The following is an 11,639-nucleotide window of genomic DNA, read 5'->3' as shown; positions in this document are numbered from 1 at the left end:
ATAATATCAGGCGATTGGTTTACGCATCGCCTGCTTTATCAATAATTGTAACGCTTCACTCACCATCACCATCGCGACGACCGATGTGACAACAACTGCTGAACCATAACCACCGCACTGTAATCCGCCTACTTGGCAGCTTTTGTCTACCTTGGGTGGCTCTGTAGAGTAGACACATTTGATACCGAACTTGTCTTTGAGGGCACTATTAATCCCTTTTTCGTGACGCAGCTTGTTACGTAGTTTAGCAAGCAATGGATCTTGATAGCTGTCGCGTAAGTCACTGACTCTGATTTGACTGGGGTCTGTTTTGCCACCTGCCCCGCCTGCACAGATTAGCTTTAATTTATTAAATCGGCAATGCAAGGCAATTGCTAATTTGGCATTCATATCATCGACACAATCCAAGATAACAATTGGTCTGCCCTGATCAGCAGCAGCTTTAGCCTCATCGCGACTGGGTAGTAGCGTTGCCACGTTATCTACGGTCAAAAAGTCATCAATTAGGTTTAAGGTGAGGTTGGGATTAATCTCAGCCATACGATCCGCCATCGCCTCGATTTTGCTTTGACCAAAAGTCCTGTCCAATGCAGGCAGTTGCCGATTGACATTGGAAGCGACCAATACATCCAAGTCAACCAAGGTGATGGTCCCTACTGCAGTACGAGCCAATGCCTCAGCTGCCCAAGAACCAACACCGCCCACTCCGATAATATAGACATGAGCAGCAGCAAAAACATCTACAGACTCTGACCCATAGAGCGTTCGGGTTCCTTGAAAACGGCGATCGAATTGCTCACTGTCTTGATTTAACTCATCTTTTACCGTATCAGTGTCGTCAATCACTAACGACTCAAATTGTGTGGTTTCATTCATAATGCATCAAGTGCTCTTTTCAGATTTTAAATAGGCTCGTGGCGACTGGTGTTGCTGTATATCTAGCTAGCTAGGTCTAATATATTGAGACAGTCGAATATCTAGGCAATCAACTGCTTAGACCATGGTTTTAGAGAGTCATTATAGAGAAATAAAAGATAACAATTGCTCTGGACTGTCATTTTAAACACTTACTCTGGGCTATTAATTGGATAGCTCCATTCGACCTTTAGAGCATCACAGCTGTTTTGCCATAATTGTCTGACAAGTCTAGCATGGGATATACCTAATAGCTCACTTAAGCTGGACAATACCCAGGGTAAATTGGCTGGTACATTCCGATCATGTATCGCACCGTTATCGGATTTGGCACCTGAGCTTCGTTCCGATAGGTCATGAGCGTGGTCTATGGTTTGACACATAATCGGCGTCATATCTGGACAGTCAGTCTCTATTACTAAGCACTCAATACCATAACTATCAACCGCTGCTACAATAGCACGACGTAACTTTTTGGCATTAGGATTAGTGATTTGACCCGTCACACCAAGCTTAAAACCTAGCTTCACAAAAGCCTTGGCTTCTTGTATACCACCACTAAAACTGTGCGCGATACCGCCCAACTTATGGGCATCATAGACATTTGCTTTCAATATAGCCAACGCTTCAGCATGCGCCTTACGGATATGTAGCATTACGGGTAGCTGATGGCGCACTGCTAGATCTAGCTGCGCCTCAAAAAATCGCTTTTGCTTAGCAAATATGTCAGGCGATTTCATCTCATGATTAAAAGTATCCAGTCCAATCTCACCAATGGCCAATGGTCGACGCTCAACAATCAGCTGTTCTAACTGGGTTAGATGCTCCTCTGTATGCTGGTCAATATAAAGAGGATGTAGACCTAATGCAATATGGGTGTGAAGATGAGCATTGTCATTGTCTTGCCCACCAAACTCAGTACTAAAAAGCTGACTGATTGCTTGTTTGGTGTCATACATCCGCTCAAAATATTGATATAGATAACCGACCAGCACTAGATGACGCACACCTTTCTTGTATGCCTGCTGCACTTGCTGTGCTCGGTCAATATCAAATACAGGTGCGTCAAAGTGGGTATGGGTATCGATAAAAGCATGACTATTGATCTGTTCTTTTTCGGCCTTTACGAGTTGCTTGATCTCAAGGGACGAATTAATATCAGCCATAAATCTACTCCAAAATCGGTGCTTACAACAATTTCTCGTTCATACGTTTGTTGCTCTTATGCTACTCAGCAATCTATAAATTAACCCTATAACGGTTAAAAAAGTAGGTATCTAAAAAACTTGTGATGTATCAAAAACCTCGGTTGCTGTCTTCAATCAATAATAGCTCTGTTTTCACTAGGTTTGCTGTGATCACTCATATCACTACTCTCAACCGAACCATCCGTATCGACATCGTCTATTTTTATGCCCTGTTTATCGGGTATATGATTATTAGATATCTGATTATTGGGCATAGAGGTACCAGATTTTCGGCTACTGCGTCTCGGTATGATTAATAAAGCGGTGGCAACTGCACTCAAAACAAGCCATTTACGCGAATACTTACGAGTTATCATTTGATTTGTCATTTTTTGACTCGGCTTAACGTATGTTAGGCATTACTACCCTATTATAGGTCAGTAATGCCCAATATACGTCAATATAACTGTCACTGTGTTTATCTGTGTTATGAATACGCAAGCTAATGTACGAAGTAATTTTCATTACCTCGTACATTAGCTTGCTTAGAATATGAACTATTAATGAACTAGACCATCAAACCATTGAGGTTTTAACGACTGAGAGGATAGGTGGTGATACTACTATCTGGACTCTGTACTTTCGTAAAACCCTGAGTAGCAGGTTTTGGGACTTGGTTACGTTTAGGCACCAGCGGGTTTAGCGGCATCAATTCATAATCTGCGCTGACATCACCGTTCCAACCTTCTGTACCACTCAGTGGCAATTGTTTGATTGTGCCGTTTTTATCAATAACCAATTGCAATACTCGCATTTGATTGAATTTACGTTCAGTGATACTTGCGACCGCGCCGCCATCACGCAAAATAGTCGGCTGCAAAAATATGATCAAGTTGCTCTTTTGGGTGCTGTCATTATCAGAGCGAAACAACCTACCGATCAAAGGAACATTGCCCAGCCCTGGGACTTTTTGTTGGATTGTCGTGCTGTTATCGCGCATCAATCCGCCCAACGCAATGGTCTGCTGATCATCAGCCAAGATAGTGGTGTTAATCAGGCTCTTATTGGTAATCAAACCACTTGCATTGCCAGTACTGCCCGGTACCACTGACGATACCTCTTGGGATACCTCTAGACGTACGGTGCCATTGTCACCAATATGGGGGATAACGTTTAGATTGATACCAATATCTTGGCGATCAATCGTCTGAAATGGATTGCTAGAATCATTGCCGCTGGTCGTAAATGAGCCTGTAACGAAAGGCACGTTTTGACCAACCAAAATGCTTGCTTTTTCGTTATCCAAGGTCAAAATAGACGGCATAGACAGCAGGTTAGCACTGGTAGACGAATCAAGCGCCTGTAAGATAGCCCCATAAAACGCAGTGTTGCCCTGACTGTCTTTTCGGCTGTCACCGATGCCAATCAACGCACCAGCAATCGAGCTTGCAGCAGCGCTAATCCCTGTACTACTACCAGCTAAGGCAGCAGCGGCAATCGTTGTCGCACTTGCACCCACATTATTAAAGTTCACCACGCCATACCCACTGTTGGCATTACCAAGTGCCCACTGCACACCAAGCTGCGTGGCATCATCACCTGAGACTTCGACGATAGCGGCTTGAATCAATACTTGAGCACGGCGATTGTCCAACTGATTGACCGCATCTTCAATCTCAAACATCAATTCAGGCGCAGCATTGACGATGACTGAGTTTTGCGTTTCATCCGCGATGATGCTAAACGGGCGTCCGCCAATACCTGTGCTTGAACCACTAGTACTACTGGCTGGTACTGTTGCCGTGCTGGTACTGCCGACACTGCTACTCGCCGTATTACTGATCGGAGCGGCTGTACTACTGGCATTATTTAACGAAGCAGTTTCTAACGTTGACGTTGCGCCCGCACTATTAATAGATTGATTGGCCAATAATCCTCGTAGCATATCGGCAATATGACTGGCGCTCGCATATTTCAATCGAAATACTCTCAAACCACTCAGTCGTCTCGTCGGCGTCGTGTCTAGCTGGTTAACCATCTCCTGAACTTTAGCAATCATCTCAGGACTGCCTTTGACCAACAGCCTATCGCTCGATGTATCAGCGATGACTTTGAGTTGATTATTGCCACCTTGTGCTTGCCCGCTACCAGCACTTGCAACCAATGCGCTGATCAACTCCATCATACGTTCAGCATCGACGTGACGTAGTGGGATCACTTGCAAGCTGTCATTGACATTGCTATCCAAATCACGGATGAGGGCAGTCAATTGATTGAGGCTATCAGCGCGATCAGACAATACCAGCGCGTTGACCCCAGGCACTGCAGCCGCATGAGCAGACTGCGGCATCAATGGTCTGATGACACCTAATACTTCTGCCGCTTGAGTGTTGGTCAGATAGATAACTCGAGTTGCTAAGGCCTCACCGACACTATCACCGCGCAAATCGACTGCCACACCAGACTGCTTGGCCACATTGTCTGGCACCAGTTTAGTCGTCGTCCCCGACTCAATCGCAGCGATACCATTGACCTGCATCACACTCAAAAACAGCTGATAAATCTCATCACGAGATAAAGCTTTGTTAGAGATGACCGTTACATTGCCGTTGATACGTGGATCAAGGACAAAGTTTTGGTCAGTGATGGTGGCCACTTCATTGATGAAGGCTTTAATATCAGCATCTTGTAAGTTGACCTTCCAGCTCTCAGCACTCGCAAGGCCTGTATTGGCCGCCCACAAGGGTATCGCTAGGCAAAGAGGACGGCACAAGCGCATGAGGCGCTGCATGACACGGTGTAGAGGTGTGGCTGAAAACTTATGAACACTTACCATATTGATGATTACCTACAGTGATATTGCTTAGTATGTGCTGAGTCTGATGTGTAAGAAGCTTAGTATTTACGGAGCTTGGTATATACGAAACTTCATATGTAATGAGCTTAGTATGAGCTGAATGATTGACGAGCACACGTTGCTAAAAATCCATTTTTTAAAACTGCTGGCGAATCGTAATGACCTGATCACCACGCTGAACCTCTATTTGTGCCTCGCCCGCTTGTTGCACTTGCTGTAAGACACCTGCATCTTGAGCAGGGTTATTACCCACGCTTTGCCCGTTAACGGTCAGCACTTTGTCACCTGGCTCAAGCCCTAGACGGTTACGTAGCTTTGAGGGCATTGCCGCCGTGACTTGATAGCTCTCACCGGATGCCATCACCCCCATTCTACTTAGATAGCTGGCAGGGTTTTCTTGCAACGCGGTGACCGCTTCTTCGATAGCAGACTGCGGGCTTGGCTCACCAGTCGGCTCTGTTGCTTCAGGCGGTGTATCCTGTACTGGCTGAGGCGCTGCGGGTAGCATGCTATTGTTGCTGTTCGGCAAACGCTGATTGCTAATAGCCCCCATCATCATATCGCTTTGGTCTAGTACCATAGCATCTGGCATTTTTATGACCATTTCTTTGTCATTGGCATCAGCGATAATAACTGAATTCCAATCGACCGCGACCAATATATAGCCTGTGTCTTTGAGACCGTCACCAATTCGATAGTTTTTTACCTCACCATTGATATCCAATAAGGCTGACGACATACTCTCAGGCATTGCTAGTAGCACACCTTTGAGCTCCACATTGGGCGGAGGCTGTACTGCCGCTGCAATCGGGTCAGGGTCGGCAAATATTGCAAACAAGCCGCTAGAATCGTTGGCTGATTTTGCATTGCTTTGCAAAGGTGCTAACGGCAGTGTCGGTGCCAGTGGCGCGGCTAGCAACAGCCACAGCAAACGCGCAGCAGTCCAGCACAGCCAAGCAATGGCTAATAATAACAGCCAACCTGAGAAACGATTGAGGGTATTAACGATGGGCTTTAAGCTTGCGGTGACATCAGCCATCTAGTTCACCCCCAACCCAGTGAGCAGTGGCTGACGTACACTCACCACTGGCGTATCTTGCGGCGCTTGGCCTTTATACTCAGGCATATTCTCTAGTAGGCGCTGGGTCAGGCTGACATCGAGCACATTGTCGCCATCGAGATACAAATCACCCAAACGCTTGTCTTGATTGTTTAGCAAATTAATATGTAGCAGGTTTTTATTGTTTTTTTGCTCAGCACTCAACTCAGCGTGCAGCGCAGGCATGGTGATGTAAAAAACCTTACCGCCACTCGGATAACCCACTTCACCACCTACCCATGTCAGCTGACCCTCGACATCACTGAAACCTGCTGTTGTTTTGGCAGAGTCACTATTAGCTGCTTCATTGTCGCCAGCCTGACGTTTTAGTGACACGGCATTGACCTGAATGGGGGTATTGGGCAATTGCCAATCAACCACACTCGCTAGGGTCTCAGGTGCGATTTTGCCGCTCATATTGTCCACTTGCCACGAGCTAAAACCTAGTTTTACTTGTCCCTCTAATCTGGTTTGCTCAGAGTTAATATTGACATCTGCGCCAAGCTTACCGGTGAGCAGTTGCCATGGCTGCCATGTCCATTCAGCCATCCCTGTGAGCGGCGTCGACGATACAGGAAGCTGCCAGATGGCTGAGCCTTGCCATACATTACCAGACACATGCTGTACATAGGGCGTGTTGGGTGCATATTTCTCAAGTAGCCATGCTGCTGGCATCTGCAATAGTGCAAATAGCGCAAACAATACAAACCCTATTAGCCACCAGAGCTTGCGAGGGCGTTTATGAGACAACTCAGATACTTGGGGCACGGTGGCACAACTCTTATATAAGTCAAAAACGTCATTATCATAACAAACAATGGCCTATAGATGACAGAAAAAAAGCCAGTATCTTTTTACCAAAATATTGGCAATATAGATACTGACTTTTATTGGCTGACCATCGTCATCGTTTATCGCTAAATGATTGTAAATCAACCATTATCACAAAGCTGATGAGCGGTGCCATGTACTTTAGCTGTGCTATGCCGTACTACAACAATCTATCTTATTAGATAGCAAAATCTTCAATATTGCGTCCTGCAGCAAGCGCTTCTACTAACCAAGTAGGTTTGCGGCCACGGCCAGTCCACGTTTCGTTGTTATCATCAGTGTTACGATATTTGATATTGCGTTTTTTCTCTAGCGTTTCACCCGCTTTCAAAATCTCTTCAATGCTTGCATTGCTCTCTTCTGCAATTTTTTCGAACTGCATGTAAGCATCATACAGGCGCTGATGTTGCTTTTTTGCAATCAGTTGCTGAGCATTTTCAGTGATGGCCCGTAACTCATCTACATTTAGGTTTTCTAAATCAATTGCGTTATTTTTACTCATAGTCGATCCAATTGTGTGATGAAAGTATCACCTCTATAGAGGCATTATTGTTCATTATGAACGTGGGTAAACTAATCATTTATTATTATAGTCGATTCAATTTAAAAGTAGTACGAGGCAACCGAGCGTAGATGTATATTAAATACTTCAAGCGAAGTTAACGCAGTAATAATTTTATAGTGGAATGACTATAGATAGGTTAATTTATTATATCTTATACTATTAAAGCCAATCAATAATAACAGGTACTGAATATATCGCTATTTATTACAATAATAATCAACTTAAACATTTAATAGAAAACTAAACAAAATTTCTATTAAACAGTTTTTCATGACGTTATCAAAAACTTGTCACGTCGTTATATCTCAAAAATAGCTCTTGGTGCAAAATATACAACTGATTCAATTTAAGAGCGCATTGAAGCTACTGGACATAGGCGTGTAAACAATACTGTTAATGACTGGGAAAGCATCATTATCAATCATGAGCATGTTTCTAATCATAATCACAGGACTTGGTGACAATATCTGATATTTCGATAACAGTTATATTAATAATATTATATCAACTTATTAATACAACTGTTATCGTTAACCGATTCAGATAGTATGAACGGTCAATACAGAGTATGAAAGGTTTTTTATTTAATAGCGTTAAACTGTTGAGCGTATAGAAGCTATAATAATAAGAATATATAGTCATAACCAATACAAACAAAAATTCACTTATATTAAATATACTCGGACTTAATAAGTGATTTAATGGCATTCTGAAAGTTTGTGAATATTGAAATTAGATTACCTTTAATACTCATCTCTCTTACACTCATTGATTTACAATTGGGCATTAAAAAGCCCCACAATTAGCAGGGCTCTATCTAACTTAATCAACATTACTTAATCATGTATTCCTCAAAATGGAATATCGTCATCCACTGGGCCATCTGGCATGGCTGTAGGCTTAGACTGTGCGGGTTTCTGTGCTGATGGATTGAACTGATTTTGCGGTGCAGGGGCATTTTGATTGTTAAAGCTGTTTTGACCGCCACTCGCTTGATTGTTGTAGCCACCTTGTTGGGCTGGCTGATTATTGCCTTGCTGACCAAAGTTGTTTTGGCCGTTCTGATTGTTATAACCCTGATTTGAGCCACCTTGATTGCCATAGCCACCACTATTACCTTGGTTCTGACCACCAAAGCTCTCTCCACCTTGACCACCGCCAGTTTGGCCATCTAACATCTGCATTTGCTCAGCACGAATCTCGGTGATATAACGATCTTGTCCATTGGGATCTTGATATTTACGCGTGCGCAGACTGCCTTCGATATAGACTTTACTGCCTTTACGCAGATACTGTGCCGCGATTTCACCCAAGCGGTTAAACAGCGAAATACGATGCCATTCCGTCGCTTCTCTTTTTTCACCACTTTGTTTGTCTGTCCACTGCTCTGATGTCGCAACCGAGATATTGGTCACGCTACCGCCATTATTGAATTGACGTGCCTCAGGGTCTGCTCCAAGGTTACCAATGATGATAACTTTATTAACTCCGCGCATGATACCGTCCTTTTACTTATGAATAATTTAACCAACTGTTTTAATCGTTATCTGATAGCGTCATTTGGCACTATCAATTGTATAATTTTACTTTAACCAATTTTTATTAAAATATCTACAGGCTATTGATGGCGCACGTCAGTCTATGTCGCTTAGATAGTCTATCTTGATATATCGGTCGATATTTTAGAGTTTAATAGATAAAGGTGCTGCTATTTTGCCATTTTAATAAGCGGATGAACACCGCAAGCTTACCTCTATTATCAGAATGACGTTTTTAGCTGTCATGCTACTGGGCGTCAGTGCCATTGCGATGCATGCTTAACGTGACGCTACCCAGCTCTACGCCGAACTTTTTCATCACTGAGCGATTAAGCATGACGTCTTTATCGACCAGATACATCCAGTCATCAAAATTAACTTTATAAGTTTTGCCCTCAACTGGCAACGCTAGTAGGTAGTTCCAATGTAAGGTATTGCCAACCACTTCTCCAGTAGCCTCACCGATGACATCGCCTGCCGTCCCCTTCCAGCTGCCGTCTGATTGCTTGGTCAATCGCCAGATACGCTGAGATTTTGTGCCATCTGCCCATGAGAACTTTTCATCCAAGACGATGACGTTATCACCTTCATGAGTCGCATCGATATCGACATAAAAGCGTTTTTTGACCTCGCCATTGCGACCTTGGAACATACCCCAGCCATCGATTTGACCTGAGAAAAACTCATGCATATCGAGCGTCGGCATGCTGTTTTGATAGGCTTGAATGTTTTGTGTGGCACAGCCTGATAGTAGTAACGTGGCTGATAGACCAGCGCCTATTGCCAGCTTGGCCATTACTCGAGGTGCAATGTTTTTCCTAACATCACCAGATAATATCTTAAATTTACTCATATCAATTCCTTTTAAATAGAGATAAATCGTTAATTTTCATTAATTAATAATGGCGGTCTATCTAGTCGTTGTCTATACCGTCTGTTAAATATCTAGTGGGCTCTGTGCCAAACTCGATAGCTGCAACCGCGAGTCATCCGTCAGTTGTGTCTTATCTAACTTGAGATAGGCGACTTGCTCTTTTGCCATCACGACCAGCTCATCCACGCCGTCCACTGCTAGCATTTGGCGTGACCAGTCTTGGATGTTAATGTCTTTGGGGATGGTCACCGTGGTACTCGATAAATAAGGCGGCTGCGCAATCGGTATAATAAGCAGCAAAGCGATGCCCATAATGACCGCCAATATACCCCACGCGAGCAAACTAGGCTGACTCAATAACAGCCCGCCCATCGCCCCGCCTACAAACGCCCCAAAAAACTGGCTAGATGAGCTTATCCCCATGGCTGTTGCTTTGTTGGCCACTGGCGCGCGCTTAGAAATCCACGAAGGAATCGTCGCTTCAATCAAATTAAAGCCCATAAAGTACAGCAACAGCCCTAAAATGATACCGACACCATAGCTACTGCCCACTGCCAATACCGCTAAGGAAGCTGTCATCAATGCGATTGCGCCTAAGAAGACTTGGCGCATTTTGCGTTTCTTTTCGGCAATGATAATAAAAGGAATGGCCACGGCAAAACCAATAAATAGTAATGGCAAATACACCATACCCTGCTGGCGTACCGACAAGCCCATAACGTCTGAGAACTGATGCGGCAGAATCACAAATATTGCCGTCATGGTCAAATGCAGCGCAAAGATACCGATATGCAAGCGGTTAAGGTCGCCAATCTTGAGGACAGTGGCCAGTTGCTGACCAATAGTTTTATTATCGAGATTATGCTTGAGTACGCGCAGAGGCGTTGGTACAAACACCAGTAACAGCATCGCTAAAATAGCGAACCCTGATGTCAACCAAAACAGCCCAGAGATACCAAGCGAGCCAACCAGTAGCGGGCCAAAAGCAAAGGCAAGCATGATGGATGTCGCAATGGTCAGACCCATCGTCGCCATGGCCTTAGTACGCATCTCCTCACGCGTCACATCTGCCAATAGCGCCATGAGCACTGCAGAGACCGCTCCACTACCCGCCAGCGCCCGACCAATGATGACTTCATAGATATCTGTCGCATTGGCCGCAATCATGCCGCCGATGGCAAACAGTATTAAGCCCAAAAATATAATAGGCTTACGCGGGAATTTGTCAGCAGCCAGACTCATGGGTATCTGAAATATCGCCTGCCCAAGCCCATAGACGCCCACTGCCAGACCAATCAAAAACGGCGTCGCGTGTGTATAATCATTACCGTAGACAGAGAACACAGGCACGATCATAAACAAGCCAATCATACGCAAGGCAAAGATGCCACCGACCCCGAGGATTGCCCGTTTTTCTACGCTATTCATACTTGCCTCACTGGTTGATCATTACTGGTTTTTCACTGCTAACACGCCGCGCTGTACCCTGATTTTCACTACTGCTTTATCAAGGCATTGACCTATAAATCAAGCCCTCTAGTATAAGACATTCGCCATTTGGTTGCCGAGACTTTTGTCTTACTGGCGCAGTGTCGAATGCCGCCTCAATCCAAGCCATTCATATTACGCGATTATTTTGTTACCAAGTACATCTGATGTGCTATTACACCTTGAATAATGCCGTCACCATGACAATAAAGTAAAACGTTATCAGCACTATTACTGATGAGATCGAGCGACCGCTCAAATGATAAACCCGCTTATCACTATCAC

General features: G+C 44.4%; 10 protein-coding genes. All 10 read right to left on the bottom strand.

The window, feature by feature from the left end:
- Positions 1-6: 6 nt before the first annotated feature.
- Complete coding sequence (locus IP510_RS10605) at positions 7-876, bottom strand: ThiF family adenylyltransferase (RefSeq protein WP_194364808.1); 870 nt, start codon at positions 874-876, stop codon at positions 7-9.
- Between the two features lie 191 nt (positions 877-1,067).
- Positions 1,068-2,081 carry a TatD family hydrolase gene (locus IP510_RS10600; RefSeq protein ID WP_194364807.1) on the bottom strand — a complete coding sequence of 338 codons (1,014 nt, stop codon included), beginning with the start codon at positions 2,079-2,081 and terminating at the stop codon, positions 1,068-1,070.
- Positions 2,082-2,233: 152 nt separating this feature from the next.
- Positions 2,234-2,479 (bottom strand): hypothetical protein, encoded by a 246-nt coding sequence (locus IP510_RS10595; RefSeq protein WP_194364806.1) that lies wholly within the window; start codon positions 2,477-2,479, stop codon positions 2,234-2,236.
- Between the two features lie 215 nt (positions 2,480-2,694).
- Positions 2,695-4,938, bottom strand: a complete 2,244-nt coding sequence (gene gspD, locus IP510_RS10590) for a type II secretion system secretin GspD (protein WP_194364805.1) — start codon at positions 4,936-4,938, stop codon at positions 2,695-2,697.
- 157 nt (positions 4,939-5,095) lie between these two features.
- Positions 5,096-5,998 (bottom strand): type II secretion system protein N, encoded by a 903-nt coding sequence (locus IP510_RS10585; RefSeq protein WP_194364804.1) that lies wholly within the window; start codon positions 5,996-5,998, stop codon positions 5,096-5,098.
- Positions 5,999-6,826 (bottom strand): type II secretion system protein N, encoded by an 828-nt coding sequence (gspN, locus tag IP510_RS10580; RefSeq protein WP_194364802.1) that lies wholly within the window; start codon positions 6,824-6,826, stop codon positions 5,999-6,001.
- A 241-nt stretch (positions 6,827-7,067) separates the two neighbouring features.
- A complete protein-coding gene (locus tag IP510_RS10575) occupies positions 7,068-7,391 on the bottom strand; it encodes an H-NS family nucleoid-associated regulatory protein (RefSeq protein WP_194364800.1) in 324 nt (107 codons plus the stop codon).
- A gap of 914 nt (positions 7,392-8,305) precedes the next feature.
- Positions 8,306-8,950, bottom strand: coding sequence for a single-stranded DNA-binding protein (gene ssb, locus IP510_RS10570; RefSeq protein ID WP_194364798.1), 645 nt, complete (start codon positions 8,948-8,950; stop codon positions 8,306-8,308).
- Between the two features lie 289 nt (positions 8,951-9,239).
- Positions 9,240-9,845 carry a DUF3833 domain-containing protein gene (locus tag IP510_RS10565; protein WP_194364796.1) on the bottom strand — a complete coding sequence of 202 codons (606 nt, stop codon included), beginning with the start codon at positions 9,843-9,845 and terminating at the stop codon, positions 9,240-9,242.
- An 84-nt stretch (positions 9,846-9,929) separates the two neighbouring features.
- Positions 9,930-11,294: an MFS transporter gene (locus tag IP510_RS10560; RefSeq protein ID WP_194364794.1), complete on the bottom strand. Its 1,365-nt coding sequence runs from the start codon at positions 11,292-11,294 to the stop codon at positions 9,930-9,932.
- Positions 11,295-11,639: the final 345 nt, after the last annotated feature.

The organism is Psychrobacter sp. NG254 (assembly GCF_015277735.1).
In the GTDB taxonomy this organism is placed as follows: domain Bacteria; phylum Pseudomonadota; class Gammaproteobacteria; order Pseudomonadales; family Moraxellaceae; genus Psychrobacter.
Note: the sequence above shows the minus strand (reverse complement) of the source record. Positions and strands in the feature narration are given on the sequence as shown.